This window comes from Shewanella sp. SM32, assembly GCF_025654235.1.
GTDB lineage: Bacteria > Pseudomonadota > Gammaproteobacteria > Enterobacterales > Shewanellaceae > Shewanella > Shewanella oncorhynchi.
Map to the genome: position 1 here is coordinate 1 of NZ_JAKKRO010000082.1, position 15,423 is coordinate 15,423.

Consider the following 15,423-nt stretch of genomic DNA (forward strand, 5'->3'; position numbering starts at 1 on the left):
TTAATGTTTTACCTGGCACGGGGCGACCTTCTTTTCTGGCAATATCTCGCCAATGATACAAGGTTTGCACCGCGATGCCTTCTTCCCGAGCGACCTCTGCGACCGTTAAGTTGTGAGGAGGTAATAATTTTTTAAGGATCGCCTCTTTACGTTCTGGTGAATACCGAGCCATATCGTTCTCTTTTGCCGCACCCTGTCTTTAAACATAATGATTATTTAGGGGTGACAACAATCCTGACACAGGGGGGTTTTATCCCCGGAGCGGTTTTTTTCAATGTTCAGAATTGGAGAGAGTTACTTCCAAAGAATAAAGATGCAGTCATGGTGTTTTACTGCGCTAACCGCCTTTGCACCAGCAGCAATATGGCGGCGAGAGAAACCATGAAGCTAGGTTACACAGGTGTGCGTCATATGGCCGATGGTATTTATGGCTGGCGTATGTCAGGTCGAGTAACAGAAAAACCTTAGTAACACACAGGACCGATGTTTTATCGGTTTGGTTTGCAGGGCCAAAAGGCGAAACCCACAGGGTTAACATTGTAGAGAACATAAAATGAAAACACGTATGCCAACTTCTTTTATCCCCAAAAGCATCACAGTGGCGACCTGCGCCGCATTATTTGTTTCGGTAGCCAGTTTTGCTGGCACAAGTTTGAAAACCGATGCAGATAAAACCTCTTACAGCATTGGCGCTTCCATTGGTAATTACATTTCTGGTCAAGTCTACAACCAAGTTGAATTAGGCTCAGAGGTGAATGTCGACTTAGTCGTGCAAGGTTTTGTGGATGCGCTTAAAGATAAACAGCAATTAACCGACGAAGAAGTGCTGACCTACCTGAACCAAAGAGCAGAACAACTCAATGCCGCAAGAACTGTCGTTGCTGAAAAACAAATGGCAGAAACTAAAAAGGCAAGTGCGGCATATCTTGCTGAAAATCAAAAAAAGTCTGGCGTTAAAGTTACCGCCTCTGGTCTTCAATACGAAGTCTTAACCCAAGGTAAAGGTCATAAACCCAATCCAGAAGATGTGGTCACAGTGGAATATGTTGGCACTCTTATCGATGGGACTGAGTTTGAAAATACGGTTGGACGTAAAGAGCCCACTCGGTTTGCATTAATGTCGGTGATCCCCGCTTGGGAAGAGGGATTAAAGTTGATGCCTGTGGGGTCTAAATACCGTTTTGTGGTACCAGCAAGCCTTGCCTATGGCACTGAAGCCGTAGGTATTATTCCTCCTGAGTCAGCACTTATCTTTGAAATTGAACTGAAAAATATTGAGAAACCCAGCGAAATGAAAGAGATGAAAAATAAAAAGATGATGCCTGCACACGGTTAATCTGGCTCCTAAAACGAGTTGTTTGGAGAGTGAAATGGAGACTGGAATGGTGAGCTTAGGACTAGGCATTGGCATCAGTTTACTGTTGTTTGTTGCTTATATTTACTGGCAGCACATGCGTCTAAACCTAGTCATGGGAATAGCACAGTTGCCAAACATGTCGAGCAAAGTGCCCTTTGCGATGGGAATCGTCCTAGTGCTGCTTACCCTTGCTGTCTACAGTCAAACAGGCCGTTTTAGGGATTGGGATCAAGGTCGGATTGATGAAAATATTGATTATTTAGTGGCGGCCGAGATCACTAAAGCCAGTCGTTGGGCTCAGAGTGAGCCGCAAAACACCTTGGCACTTATGTCATTAGCTCAGGCTTACAATGCGGGAGGTTTGTACTCAGATGCAGTGCTGACCTTAGATAAATTACTCGAAATAGGGGGAGAAGATGCTGAAGTGTTAGGGGCAAAAGCTAACGCGCTTTATTACCGCGAGCTTCGGCAAATGACACCTGAAACCCAAGAGGTGATTACCAAAGCATTAGCACTCTCTCCCTTTGAGCCTCAAACCCATATGTTACTCGCGGCAGATGCTTACTTGCATGCTCGTAACCAAGAGGCGATTGACCATTGGCAGCTTTTGCTCAAACACAATGGGGACAGTATCAACCGTGAAGCAATCGATAATGCGATTGCAAAAGCACAAAGCAAAATGAATGAAAGATGAAACCCGTTTCTATCAACCCTCGCCGTAAAGATCTGTCCCTGCAAGGAGTCTGGCGAGGCGTTGATATTTTTAATAAAAGGATAAATAGAATGAAGAAATATTATGCATTGTTGCTGTTAGTGCCCTTGCTATTTGGCTGTAATAAAAGCGAGGCCACAGACCATGTTCATAAAGCCGAGATGATCCACGAGCATGACCGTTGTCATTTATGCGGCATGGTGATCACTAAATATCCCGGACCTAAAGGGCAAGTGCACCTCAAGGCTGAGAAAACGGTACCTAAGTTTTGTTCTAGCCGCGATATGTTTAACTTTGCATTACAGCCTGAAAATAAAAGACAAATTGATTACATGATGGTGCATGACGCGGGCACGACCGATTGGGATCAACCTGACGATGGCGCCTTTATTGATGCCGCTAGTGCATTTTATGTTTACGGCACCAGTAAAAAAGCCGTGATGGGGCCAGCTGTGGCACCTTTTAGCACTAAAGCCGCCGCCGAAGCCTTTGCTAAGGAATACGGTGGCCGAGTGCTGAGATTTGATGACATCACCCTAGAACTGCTCGCGGGTGATAAATAAGGTTGTGATGATGAAGCTGCGTCTCGTCCTTATTTGGCTGCTGTGCTTTGCCTCTTGTACTTGGGCTGCACTCATTCGGGTAACAGATACAGATTCACTCACCCTTGCCCTTAACAAAGCCCAAGCAGGTGACACCTTAGTGCTAGCCACTGGGGTGTATGAAGGCTCCTTTAAGGTGACGCAATCCATTTCGCTAAAGGGGGAAATAGGCGCGACATTAGATGCACTGCGCCAAGGCAGTGCGTTGGTCATTGAGGCGCCTCAGGTGAGTATTGAGGGGCTCAATATCCGCCACTGGGGACGGGATCTGTATTACCGTGATGCCGCCATTTTACTCAAAAAAGGGGCGGATAATGTGCTGATTAAGGGAAACCGCTTGGTGGGTGATGGTTTTGGTATTTATGGCGAACAGCTAAACTCGCCCACCATCACGAACAATAGTATTAGTGGTAACGGCGCCATTCATGTACTTGATCGGGGTGATGGCATTTATCTTAAGCATGTTAATTCGCCACAAATTGACCGAAATCAGCTCATTTTTGTCCGTGATGGTGTGTATTTAGAGTCCGTTACCCACAGCCGCATTTATGAAAATCAATTCACTAAGCTGCAATATGGTATTCACTACATGTATACCCAAGCCGACGAAGCGTGGCAAAACCAAGCGATTGCCGTCGATGGCGGTTATGCCCTAATGAATTCAACCCATATTTACCTGCACCACAACCGTGTGACTCAGGCGCGGGACTTTGGCATTTTGCTCAACATTACTGAGGCATCTCATGTGCAAGCCAATGTTGCGAGTCAAATCCATAACCCTAAGGGCACTGTGGAGCTTGGCAATGAAGGGAAAGGTATTTTTATTTACGCCGCTCAACATAACCGTATTCAAGATAACGAGTTTAGCCACAGCGATACCGGGATCAGTATGGCCATGGGCGGAGAGGAAAATCGCCTTTGGCATAATCGTATTATGGCCAATCAAACCCAAGTTAAATATGTCGGAGAAACTCAACTTGAATGGAGTTATCAGGGGCAGGGGAATTACTGGTCGGAATATCAAGGTTGGGATCTGAATGGCGATGGATTCGGGGATATTGTCCATAGGCCGAATGACAGTTTAGATAAACTGTTTTGGCTTTATCCTGAAGCCAAACTGTTGATGGAAAGCCCCGTTGTGTTGTTACTGCGTTGGGTGGAACGCCAATTTAAGCCCCAAGTGACGAGCGGTATAAGTGATAGTTTTCCCCTAATGCAAAGTGGCGCGCATGTACTGATTGATGGAGGTTCGCTATGAATCATCAAACTTTGACCTGCTCAGCGAATAAGCCTGTAGTGAATGCTGATGTGGTTGTTAAAGCGACAAATATCAGTAAATGCTATGGCAAGTTTAAGGCACTGGATGATGTGAGTTTTGAGGTGTTAGCGGGTCAAGTGATCGCACTCCTTGGGCATAATGGTGCGGGTAAATCTACGTTACTCAAGCTTATTTTGGGATTACTTACCCCCACAAGTGGCTTGCTCCAAGTTCAAGGTTATAGTGTCGGAAGTATGAATGCCAGACAGAGTTTGTCCTTAGGCTATTTACCTGAAAATGTGAGTTTTTATGACAATATGACCGCCAATGAGCTGCTGCGATATTTCGCTAAGCTTAAGGGCGTTGCCTTGCCTAAAGTGCATGAATTACTTGCTGAATTTGGTTTAGAGGCCGCTAAAGATAAGCGTTTGAGTACTTTTTCTAAGGGGATGCGGCAACGTCTTGGACTCGCGCAGGCGATATTGGCTGAGCCTAAGGTACTGTTACTCGATGAACCGACAGTTGGCTTAGATCCCTTGGCATCGGCTTTCCTGTATCAAAAAATCGCTCAGCTCAGGGCGCAGGGCTGCGCCATTATTATCAGTACCCATGAGTTGGGATTAGTACAAGATCAGATGGATCGCGCTTTGATCTTAGGTCGAGGGCGAATGTTGGCTTCGGGAAGCTTAACCTCCCTGAGGGCGGCGACTCAGTTGCCAAATCATATCTTGTTGCATTTTCTATCTAATACTCAAAGGCAAGCATTGCTAGCGGATCCTATTTTAGCGGCATGTGTTAAGGCAAGCGCGGGGCAGGGACTCATGCTCGCCGTGTCACAGGAGCAAAAGTCAGCCGTGTTAAATCACTTATTACAAAAAGTGCCCGTGGGGGATTTTTCTATTGAACCTCCTAGTTTGCAGAGTGTATTTCATCATTACATGGAAAGTCTTTGCCCCCTTCAGTCGTCAAAAATGCCTACAAAGACTATTAACATAACAGATATAAATCAGGCGATTAATTTGGAATCAGTCCTATGAACCGTTCCGAGGTTTTGCACCATCGATTAAGTGCCCTGAGCATAGTGAGCACCATAGCCGCCAAAGAGTTTAAGGATAATGTACGTAATCGTTGGTTATGGATGATGGCGGGAATCTTGTTGCTGCTATCTCTGTGTGTGAGTTTTATGGGCAGCGCTGTGTCCGGCAACTTAGTGGTATTTGAGCCTGCCCAAATCCTTTCTGGGTTAGTCACTTTATCGGTATTTATGCTCCCTTTAGGTGCGATTTTGTTGAGTTATGACAGCTTTGTTGGTGAAAAAGAATCCGGCACTCTGCTGTTACTGCTGACCTATCCATTAGCACGTTGGCATCTGGTGTGCGGCAAGTTTTTAGGCCATGCCTGTGTGATGACCATTGCCTGCATTTTGGGCTTTGGTTTAACAGGATTAATACTGATATCACTGGGCGATATTCAGACCCAGTTATCCATAGCTATTGGGTTTATCCATATGATTATGAGCAGTATTTTGCTGTCATTAGTGTTCGTGCTCTTGGGTTATTGGGTTAGCTTGTGTGTGCGAGAAAAAGCCAAGGCACTGGGGATATTACTCATTTTATGGTTTGTGCTTGTGCTGGTTTATGATCTGATTTTACTCAGTGCAGTGGTTGGAATGAGTGAGATATTTAATCGTACTGTATTCAATCTACTGATTTTGTTGAACCCTACTGATCTGTTCCGTGCTTTAAATTTACTCGCGACTCCCTCGGATACACTCGCGGCTAAAAGTAGTCTCACTCTGCTTGCTCAAACTGGGCTGGGCTTACCCTTAATGTATGGTTTGCTGGGTGGCTGGATTGGTGCATTGCTTTTGTGTTGTTCTTGGATCTTTAAATACCAAGAAATCTAGTTTAGCGACCTCTGTATTAGTCTAACTTTGTACTTATTAAACAATGACTAAACTGAGTATAGAGTCACACTCTTATATGTTGTTAAAAGGTAAAATAAACCATCTTGACTTGGTGATTGCATATCATCGTTTTCTTTGAAAGAAACAATGTCACATGATGATTGCATGTTGTTAGTGTAATCAAACTTTATCAGTATTGGCTGATCTTTCAGGCGTTTAACATGCATAAAATCACATCTTATTTAATGTTAGATGAACAGGCTAAGGAATTAGTCGATCATGTGAATGGGACAACCATCAGCCTGACTTTTTCCGAAACGGCCTTATTAGTGCTGCTGTTATCATCCACGAATGCCATTTTTACTAAGGAAGAATTGCTGCAGGTCGGCTGGCCTGAAAGGGTGGTTGCTCCTACCTCTTTAACGCAATGCATCAGTACTTTACGTAAAAAGCTCGAACCCTATACCGAAGTGCAGCTTAAAACCGTGGCACGCCGCGGGTATCAATTGCATATCTCTGAACAATCCCATGTAAAGATGCTGGCGATCAATGATGCGAATGCAATTCGTGATGCCTTAGTGGGGGTGTCGGTTTGGACTAAAGTTGCTGGTATTGCCCTCTTGTGCGCTATCTTGGCAATCGTTTGGTATGTGAGCGACCACCATGCGGTGGTTAAACAGGTGGCTAAATGGCATGCCGATAAATATATCAGCCTCAATATTGGTGGCACGCTGGGGACGGCGCGAACCTTCTATATTGGTGATGAGGATCGTTTACATCCTTCATGGTGGCAAAAACATTTAGCGCCAGAGGGAAATCACATCAATAACCTTAATTACTTCAGTGCATTTACCTCAACAGATGGCAAAAATTATTCGATGGCGATTTGCCCTGAGCTGGACGCCGATGCCTGCAGTGGTCACGGCATCATCAATATCACGGCGATAGATGCAAAACCCGCAGGATTAAATATGGCGGAGTTTATTCCGCTGAGCCAAATAATGGAGCAGCGCATTCGCTATAACCGTATTGTCCTCCCTGCGGATGATAAAGGAATGGGTGAGTTACTTGAGCATAATTACCATGCGGATATTTATTTTCCCGTCGCGGGCGAACTCTTAGTTCGTAACGATCTCAGTATGTCTCTGGTCTATGAAGGGCAAAATAAGGGTAAGTTTTATTCGACCTCCTGTATTACAGATCAAGATTGTTTAACGACGCCGATTAAATACACTATTCGCGGTGAGTTTGAGCAGTACCAGACCACAATTGATGACCTTAAAGTTGATGTCTTTCACGTTAAAGTGTTACAAAAAGAACTGACAAAACCGGATGAAGTCAGCCATTCTGCTATGCAGTTCTACCGTGAAATTCGTAAGCATGATATCCGTGATGAAGATTTATTTTATTATCGTGTTTATCAAAATGAGCACACGGCAGTATGGATCATTCCTCAGATGGGACAAGTACTTGCGTGGACTCAGTACACTCAGATCAAATTATAGAGTAGTCATTAGCCAAACTTGATTAAGCCGACATAGTGTCGGCTTTTTTGTGCCTGCAGTTGAGCGCGGTCGTGATGATACTAAGCTGCGTGTTTAAGCGTCTGGCTCAAATTGTTTGCATTAACTTTCTATCATAAAAATTGGCTTTGTTTTACTTCTTCATTCAGTGCCAGTTACACTGCCAAACTTAGCAATCACACTATAAATACAATAATAAAAAAGAGAGGAGTCATTCATGTCGGACCGTCTTATTCCCGTGCTATTACTGTCAACTTCAGTACTGGCTGGGCTCACTGCTTGCAGTGATAACACCACAGAAAACACCGTAAAAACCAGCGAAAACGCGCCAAAAAGTCAAGACGTTGCGGCTCAAATGCCGATTGGCATTAATGTCGCGGCTATGACGCCAACGGTAAAACCAGGGGATGATTTTTATACCTACGCCAATGGCGAGTGGATGAAAACGACGATGATCCCAGCCGATCGCTCCAGCACTGGCGCTTTCCTCGTTGCCTTTGAAGCAACCGAAAAGCATAAAACCAGTTTGATTGCCGATCTGGTGAAAGCGCAACATGCGGTGGGGAGCGACGAAGCGCGTATCGCCGATTTCTACAAGGCTTACACAGATACCGCCGCTATTGATGCCGCAGGAATGAAGCCTGCCGAGGCGGATATTGCCCGTTATGAGGCCATTGCGAGCAAGCAGGATTTATCTGCGGCGTTAGGCGGAAATCTGCGCGCCGATGTCGATCCTCTCAACGCGACTGACTTTTATACCGAAAACCTATTTGGGATCTTCGTCACCCAAGGTTTAGCCACGCCGGGCGAAGTCTTACCTTACTTTTTACAGGGCGGTTTAGGCTTACCTGAGCGTGAATATTACCTGTCTGCCGATCCTAAAATGGTCGACATTCGCACCGCTTACCGCGCTTACATTGAAATCTTGCTCAAAGATGCTGGTGTGAGCGATGCCGCTGTTCGTGCCGATCGTATTTTTACCCTTGAAAACAAGATTGCCGCGGCCCACGCCAGCCGTGAAGCAAGCGAAGATTTTACCCAGTCTTCGGGGGTATGGAACCGTGCTGACTTTGATACCAAAGCACCGGGCATCGATTGGACTGCCTTTCTAGCGGCGGCGCAACTGGGTAATCAGCCTAAATTTGCGGCCTACCATGCAACGGCGATTACGGGACTTTCTGCGCTTGTGGCCTCTGAGCCTTTAGAAGCATGGAAAGATTGGCTCGTGTTCCACCATATCAACAGCCATGCTGATGTGTTGCCATCGGCAATCGACAACGCTTCGTTTGCCTTTAATGGCACTAAGCTTTCTGGCACGCCAGAGCAGCGCAGCCGCGATAAACGTGCCTTAGCGGCACTCGACCAATATTTAGGTGATGCCGTAGGCCATGCCTATGCCGAGCAATATTTCCCTGCTTCGGCCAAAGCAGAAGTCAGCACTATGGTGGATAACATAGTGGCCGCCTTCGGTCAGCGAGTGGAAAAACTCGATTGGATGGACCCTTCAACCAAGAAAGAAGCCCTAGCAAAAGTGGCCACTATGGCAGTGGGCGTGGGTTATCCCGATAAATGGCGCAATTACGACAGCTATGCAGTGACTGCGACCAATGCCTACGCCAATGCCATCAATGGCGAAAAAGTGGAGTACAGCCACCAGTTAGCCAAGATTGGCAAACCAATGGATAAAGGCGAGTGGTGGATGACGCCGCAAGTGGTGAATGCGGTGAATTTGCCGGTGCAGAATGCGCTTAACTTCCCTGCGGGTATTTTGCAACCGCCATTCTTCGATGCTAAAGCCGATGCCGCTTACAACTATGGCGCGATTGGCGCTGTAATTGGTCATGAAATCAGCCATAGTTTTGATAACAATGGCGCGGCCTTTGACTCGACTGGTGCTATGCGTAACTGGTGGACGCCCGCTGACTTTGCTCAATTTGATAAGCAAGGCGATGCGTTAGCGCAGCAGTTTGATGCTTATGCGCCTTTCCCTGATTTACACGTGAATGGCAAGTTGACCTTAGGTGAAAACATTGCCGACGTAGCAGGTTTAGCCGCCGCTTATGATGCTTATCACGCCTCGCTTAAAGGCAAAGATGCCCCAGTGATTGGAGGCTTTACGGGTGATCAACGCTTCTTTATCGGCTTTGCGCAAACCTGGGCCACTAAGATGCGTGACGAAGCCCTGCGTGCTCGGGTGGCAACCGATGGACATGCCCCCGGCATGTACCGCGCGCTGACCGTGCGTAACTTAGATGCTTGGTATACTGCATTCGATGTTAAGCCTGGCGATAAGCTGTATTTAGCCCCTGAAGATCGCGTTAAGATCTGGTAAGTTTACTGCGTTGATTTGAAAGGAAGGGGAACACTAACGTTCCCCTTTTTATTAACGATTTTGCAGTCGGTTGTAATCCAGCCACCCACTTTCTATCGGGTGATTGTCGAAAAAGATCTGATTGAGTTTGTCACTAAAGGCCCAAAACTTCGGATCAGTACGGCGTACACCCACCATATCTAACAGTGCTTCATAGTCTTTTTCAGTTTGCATTTTCTCTATTGTCGCTACGACGTTAGGCAAGTCCTGTTCTTTCACTCGCCAAAATGCCTCAGGATAACTGCCCAATAAGCCATGCACTAAAGTGACGTCATCTTTAGCGGGTTCGCGGTTACTCGCCTCATTAAACAGGCTCGAAATATTCCGATGGGCGCTATTGCGAACTAAGGTAAATATCTCAGCTTTACCCGCTTTTTCAGGTTCCACCATGATCATGGTTAGTTCTGGTAACAGGGTCGCTTGTGTGCCTTTTAATCGATCTAATGTGTGTAAAAGTGCTTTGCTATGTATTTTCAAGCTGCTGTTTTCTATGTGATATCGATTGGGTTGAACCTTAGCAACCTTCTGTCCGAGTTTTTGATACAGCTCGCCCTTTAGATCGTCACTAAAGTAGAGTACGCCCGTAGGCTGATGAAAGGTGTTGATATCCCCTGCGATAAAGGCCGTGAGCTGAGTACCTGCCCCTTGATACCAATCACTCAACTGCTTGCGTCTTTCCTCCTGCGGCAATAGGGTCAGGAAATTCGATTCCCCCTCCATACGTAAAAAATCCATGTATAAGCGAGTTAATAGCTGGTGGCCGTAGTTACCATAAACATCGAAACCCGCGACCAATAAATAGTGGATACGCTCCAGCAAGGCATAATCGATAATCCAAGCCGTTTTGGGCGGTTCGCCGACTAAGCCTTTCACCACAGTGGCATTGTCGAAGTGGCGCAGCACTGTCAGGCTGGCATTATCATTGTTGTCGTCGCCATCCCAGAGTCCGTCTATGGTGAGGTGCTGGCCGTTTTTGAATTTCTCGTTCAAGAACTGATTACGCGCCCGCATATATTTGCCTTGCTTGGCGGCATATTTCACCCAAGTTACTGCGAGTGCAGTGCTTTCTTCCTCTGCAGGCATACGTAGATTTTCAAGTTGGGAATGGTAAAAGGCGCTAAAGTCAGTGTCGTCCATATAATCTGGAGTCACAAAGTACACCCAGAATCTATCGTTAATGACATTGAGCGCCACCTGACCACGGCACACTGGGCCTTTGATAAAGCCCATAATGGTATCTTGGGCGCGGGTCAGCATAAATCGATAGCGCGCACTGGCAGGAATTTGAATAAAGGCTTCAAAGGGATTGGCCGCAACGCTCGGCTTGTAGCTCGGCAGTTGAGTGACTGAGTAATCCGCATCGATAAACCATTGTTGCCAGTTATTTAGCAAGCCGGTATTCAAAGCGTAGGGGATGTGGGTTTTATCGACTATGGTTGCCCGATAAGGCCGAAAGCGGTAATAGACTCGCTCCACCTTAGGATCGTCGAAGGGACGACGGGAGGCGATAATATCCAGCGCTTGCCCCGGCGGCGTCCGAGAACGCACTAACTCGAAGAATAAAGGCTGGGCGTTCGGTTGATTTAAAGACTCAAAATATAAGTGGAAGGCAAACAAATGCTCATAAATGTAACGTGCACTTAATTGGCTTTTTAAACTGTCGCCGTTTAAAAACGTCTCCCAGTGGGTTATTTCTGCAATAAATTCAGGTGTAAGCGCCTGTGCAAATGGCAGTGGTGCACCTTGCTCAAGCCAGTGCATCAACACTTGATGTTCATTCGCATTCAGTGCTGGCAAGCCATAAGGCATACCTGCAAGGGGCTGGCTTTGCTCGTATTTGTCCATTTCCTCTAGGCTGGCGCACTGTTGAACTCTGTCTAGGCTGAAATCAAAACGCTTATCTAAAATCTTGTCTTTGGGCAGAGGATGCATTTGCTTAAGCGTGAGCATTCTGGCTAATACTGAGGCTTGGGTATTAGCTTCTGGGGTTTGATCGCGCTCGTTTAGCATGGGGTAAAACCCGCGTTGACGCCAAGCTTCAGGGGTAAAGGCATCGACAAGTAAGCGATTAGGTGTGGCAGCGACTAAGCGTGTGCCTTGGTAAACCTTTTCCTTACTCGCCCCACGCTCCATACCTTCGCTTGAGGTCATTTTTAACTGACAGGGGGCATCGTAACAGGCATGACATACCACGCAGCGGCTATTGAGAATAGGCTCAACTTGTGTGTGCACAAACTCGGCTTGTTGAATAAATTGGTCGTTAAGCTGTGCATTTTCGACGCGTTTTTGCGGTGAGCTAGTGCCAAACAGGCTATTGAAATCGATTTGCGCTACGCTGGCACAACCTGTCGCTAACAGCACTGCGACCAACAATAACCTCTTCCATCCCCCTTTTATCGCGTTCATTCACCGCTCCTTCATTTGCCACATGCTATTTAGCAGAGTTAGGCTTTTTAGCCCACTGATAAGTATCACTTTAGCAGAAGAGTGTGTTGGATTTGAAATTTGCAGCCAGATGTTGTTCAAGGAGCTGACTTAAATTGCCCTACAGACTTTTGGTCGCTGCTCGAAACTTGGGTAAGATAGCGGCTATAAAAGCGTACCTGTGATGGCTGTATTAATTGCACCAGTATTGTTGTGGCAATAACAAAAGGATGAAGTATGACTGCTGATAACCGCTATTTTTACGAACCGAGCAAAGGCCATGGCCTTGCACACGATCCTTTAAATGCGATTGTGGGGCCTCGACCGATCGGCTGGATTTCATCGCGGAATACTCAGGGGCAACGCAATCTTGCACCTTACAGCTTTTTTAATTGTTTCAACTACAAACCGCCCATCATCGGCTTTGCCAGCACAGGCTGGAAAGACAGTGTTGCTAATATCGTCGAGACAGGGGAGTTTGTGTGGAACCTCACCACCCGCGGCTTAGCCGAGCAGATGAATCAAACCTCCGCCATGCTGCCACGCGGTCAAGATGAGTTTAGCTTTGCCGGACTCACGGCTAAAGCAGGCACCATTGTTAAGGCAGACTTAGTGGCTGAAAGCCCAGTAAACTTCGAATGCAAATTGTCCCAATGTATCCAGTTAACTGCCGCTAATGGCGACAAGATTGATACTTGGTTAGTGTTAGGAGAAGTGGTGGCCGTGCATATTGCTAAGCATTTACTCAATGCCGAGGGGATTTATCAAACTGCTCTTGCCGAGCCCGTATTACGTGCCGGCGGCCCATCGGCTTATTATGGGATCTGTGAAGATCTGCGTTTTGATCTACATAGACCACAAGTGTAAGGGGCTGCTCAGGTGCCGCAGGGCTTTGGGTGTTCAAACTTCGTTTAAGTTTTTGACTTATGAGTTTTGGTATCTCATGGCAGAGCAATCTAAAGCTTTTTTTAAAATCAAAGTCAAAGTCGTGGGGCTTCACCCCACACCCGACCAAGGAGGACTGCTCGTCCTATCCTCCTTGGATGCTCCATGACGCCCCTAGCGAAGTTACATGCATTAGTTACTTGTCTCATACTCCAATAAAAATCGCCTAACGGCTCAGATGGCACATCCATGTGCCTCCGAGCCTGCGCCATCATCCATGATGTCGCCACGGCATTTTTATTTGCGTATTTCGACAACTTCGCCGGGGGAGGTGAACTCCTGCTATTTCGGGGTTAGCTATTAATCTCAAAAGAGCGCTCGGTTCTATCTTTTACTGTTGCTTGAAGACAACGTTAAAGCAGATTATGTTATTGTTTTAAAATGGAACGCTGATTTTTTGTTAGGTATTAAATATATGTCTGGTAAGCGTCACCACTTTGTTCCTCGATTTCTCCAAGCTGGATTTGCTAGTCATACAAACGGTAGCGAGACTTTTACGTGGGTATATCGTAAGGATTTAAAGATCTTCAATACTAATACGATCAACATTGGTATAGAAGGGCAGTTTTATTCACTAAATGGGGATACGCAGGTCGATGACAATATAACAGTTGCTGAAGTTCGCCACAGTGCTTTAGTTGAAGAATTACGCAATGCAAGAGATGATTCAGTGCTTAACAATAAGGCAATTGCTGAATTGCTCGCGCATTTTGAAGTAAGAACTCGCTACCTACGCCAAAGTTTTTGTTGTTCTGTCAATGTTCTGATTGAGGAGTCACTTCGGTTCGTCGAGGACAAGCATGCATTTGAGCGGTATGTACAAAATAGGATATTTAATGACCCAAATACTCTACAAAATGCAATTACTAATGAATTGAAGTTACGGTATCTTTCTGACTCAGTCCCAGAAGAGTTTATCAATATTATTCAGTCTCTTATTGAACAGTCTTTGCCTAATATTTTTGATTATTTACCTGTGATAGTAGAACAATTTCGAATAGCAGTTCCGGAGATTATAAAATCATCGGCTAAATCTGGTCATCTAAAAGGGTTACAACAGACGATAGCTCCACCATTAAAAACAGATATTTATGAACGCTTAGTTTATAGGATCATACATACCCAAGATATGGTAGTTCCATTGGGAGACTCTATGCTTGTTTTTCAAGTAGAAGGTGATAGAACTTTCAAGCCGTTCACTGAGAAGGATGATCATGTACAAGCGGTTTATTTACCACTTTCTTCTAGCTGTATTTTAGTTGGAAGTGCGAATGATACATTTTCAGATATATCGTTTCTTCCTACAGTAATTGCACAATGTTCACTCGAATATTTTATCAGTGCTACTAACAGCGCTGAGAATAGTATTCTTCAAAGTCGTATCGGCGAGTTTGCGTACATACTTTCTCAAGATCAGATTAAAGCCCTTGTCGATGGTGTAACTAGTGAAGCTATAAAGCTTTCGAATGGACTTTAAATAGCTAAGGAGAGATAAGTGCCTTTTGATTTATCGGAAGAACAATTAGTCCTAACTGAACAAGAGTTGGGTTCAACATTGCCACGCGAATATCGTGAAGCAATGAAATTAGATAATGGTGGCGAGGCTGCTACGGCAGAAGATGATTGGGAGTTGTACCCGATTAAAGATACTTCCGATAGAAAACGAATTTCCCGCACTTGTCATCACATCCTTTATGAAACTAGTTCCTGCAAAGGGTTCGGTCATTTCCCTGAGAATGCCATCACAATTGCGGGCAATGGGTTAGGTGACCAAATGGTTTTTATAAAAGAGTCAGGCAGGTTTTTGGACACGGTTTATTTGTGGCTTCATGAAACTGGCGAGCTTCAACAATTAGCCGCTTCTTTTAATGGAATTAAAAAGCTATAAATAGTGATAACAGTATGATTAAAATTAAATTTTTAACTCGTTAGCTACAGATAATACCTATCACCTGCGAAGTTGCTGAAGGGGTTGAAGAAAATCGCGTGAGCGATTTTCGAATAAGCACGAAGCCAGTCACTAATGAATGTAACTTCGCTAGGGAGAATGCTGCGCAGCAGCGTTATGAACGAGAGTCATGGATAATGGAATGGACCCATCCACTTTTAATCGGCCTCGCAATGGGCCACGATGTAGTCGCTAAAACTCATCAGAAAGAGGACGGGTCCACCTATGAAGATTACTACAATCGGTTTAGATATCGCAAAGTCTGTTTTTCATGCTGTTGGCGTCGATAAAGCGGGTAAGTTAATCAAAAAGAAAATGCTTAGACGCAAGGACTTACTTCCCTTTCTTGCTCAAATTGAGCCGTGTCTGATTGTGAT

General features: G+C 45.5%; 13 protein-coding genes and 2 pseudogenes. 13 read left to right on the plus strand and 2 right to left on the minus strand.

Going from position 1 to position 15,423, the window contains the following annotated elements; genetic code table 11:
* The coding region (locus L5M10_RS21470; RefSeq protein ID WP_263238167.1) for a transposase at window positions 1–172 on the minus strand (172 nt) is incomplete at its 3' end.
* 74 nt (window positions 173–246) lie between these two features.
* Between L5M10_RS21470 and L5M10_RS21475 the strand changes: the two are divergent.
* From L5M10_RS21475 to L5M10_RS21515, 9 genes and pseudogenes are all read left to right on the plus strand, one after another.
* A pseudogene (locus L5M10_RS21475) lies at window positions 247–468 on the plus strand (rhodanese-like domain-containing protein); the annotation flags it as partial.
* An 85-nt stretch (window positions 469–553) separates the two neighbouring features.
* Window positions 554–1,336 (plus strand): FKBP-type peptidyl-prolyl cis-trans isomerase, encoded by a 783-nt coding sequence (locus tag L5M10_RS21480; protein WP_105250349.1) that lies wholly within the window; start codon window positions 554–556, stop codon window positions 1,334–1,336.
* A gap of 34 nt (window positions 1,337–1,370) precedes the next feature.
* Window positions 1,371–2,051: a tetratricopeptide repeat protein gene (locus L5M10_RS21485; RefSeq protein WP_263222102.1), complete on the plus strand. Its 681-nt coding sequence runs from the start codon at window positions 1,371–1,373 to the stop codon at window positions 2,049–2,051.
* A gap of 89 nt (window positions 2,052–2,140) precedes the next feature.
* Window positions 2,141–2,632 (plus strand): nitrous oxide reductase accessory protein NosL, encoded by a 492-nt coding sequence (locus L5M10_RS21490; protein ID WP_263222103.1) that lies wholly within the window; start codon window positions 2,141–2,143, stop codon window positions 2,630–2,632.
* A 10-nt stretch (window positions 2,633–2,642) separates the two neighbouring features.
* Window positions 2,643–3,929 (plus strand): nitrous oxide reductase family maturation protein NosD, encoded by a 1,287-nt coding sequence (gene nosD / locus L5M10_RS21495; protein WP_263255880.1) that lies wholly within the window; start codon window positions 2,643–2,645, stop codon window positions 3,927–3,929.
* The gene (locus tag L5M10_RS21500) at window positions 3,926–4,966 is read left to right on the plus strand and encodes an ABC transporter ATP-binding protein (RefSeq protein ID WP_263255881.1); all 1,041 of its coding nucleotides are present in this window, start codon (window positions 3,926–3,928) and stop codon (window positions 4,964–4,966) included. Before nosD ends, L5M10_RS21500 begins: the two co-directional genes overlap by 4 nt.
* A complete protein-coding gene (locus L5M10_RS21505) occupies window positions 4,963–5,835 on the plus strand; it encodes an ABC transporter permease (RefSeq protein ID WP_263255882.1) in 873 nt (290 codons plus the stop codon). The genes L5M10_RS21500 and L5M10_RS21505 overlap by 4 nt, the downstream gene beginning before the upstream one ends.
* Window positions 5,836–6,056: 221 nt before the next feature.
* Window positions 6,057–7,340, plus strand: a complete 1,284-nt coding sequence (locus L5M10_RS21510; RefSeq protein WP_173496241.1) for a transcriptional regulator — start codon at window positions 6,057–6,059, stop codon at window positions 7,338–7,340.
* A 235-nt stretch (window positions 7,341–7,575) separates the two neighbouring features.
* The gene (locus L5M10_RS21515) at window positions 7,576–9,690 is read left to right on the plus strand and encodes a M13 family metallopeptidase (RefSeq protein WP_212599604.1); all 2,115 of its coding nucleotides are present in this window, start codon (window positions 7,576–7,578) and stop codon (window positions 9,688–9,690) included.
* A 51-nt stretch (window positions 9,691–9,741) separates the two neighbouring features.
* Here L5M10_RS21515 and L5M10_RS21520 read toward each other — a convergent pair whose 3' ends face one another.
* Window positions 9,742–12,135: a fatty acid cis/trans isomerase gene (locus L5M10_RS21520; RefSeq protein ID WP_263255883.1), complete on the minus strand. Its 2,394-nt coding sequence runs from the start codon at window positions 12,133–12,135 to the stop codon at window positions 9,742–9,744.
* A 255-nt stretch (window positions 12,136–12,390) separates the two neighbouring features.
* On the opposite strand from L5M10_RS21520, the gene L5M10_RS21525 reads away from it, so the two are divergent.
* The 4 genes and pseudogenes from L5M10_RS21525 to L5M10_RS21540 all read left to right on the plus strand — a co-directional run.
* Window positions 12,391–13,020, plus strand: a complete 630-nt coding sequence (locus tag L5M10_RS21525) for a flavin reductase family protein (RefSeq protein ID WP_263143133.1) — start codon at window positions 12,391–12,393, stop codon at window positions 13,018–13,020.
* Between the two features lie 415 nt (window positions 13,021–13,435).
* Window positions 13,436–14,575, plus strand: a complete 1,140-nt coding sequence (locus tag L5M10_RS21530; RefSeq protein ID WP_263255884.1) for a DUF4238 domain-containing protein — start codon at window positions 13,436–13,438, stop codon at window positions 14,573–14,575.
* Between the two features lie 18 nt (window positions 14,576–14,593).
* On the plus strand, window positions 14,594–14,986 hold the full coding sequence (locus L5M10_RS21535; RefSeq protein ID WP_263163702.1) for an SMI1/KNR4 family protein: 393 nt from the start codon (window positions 14,594–14,596) through the stop codon (window positions 14,984–14,986).
* A gap of 285 nt (window positions 14,987–15,271) precedes the next feature.
* Window positions 15,272–15,423 (plus strand): annotated as a pseudogene (locus tag L5M10_RS21540) (IS110 family transposase); the annotation flags it as partial.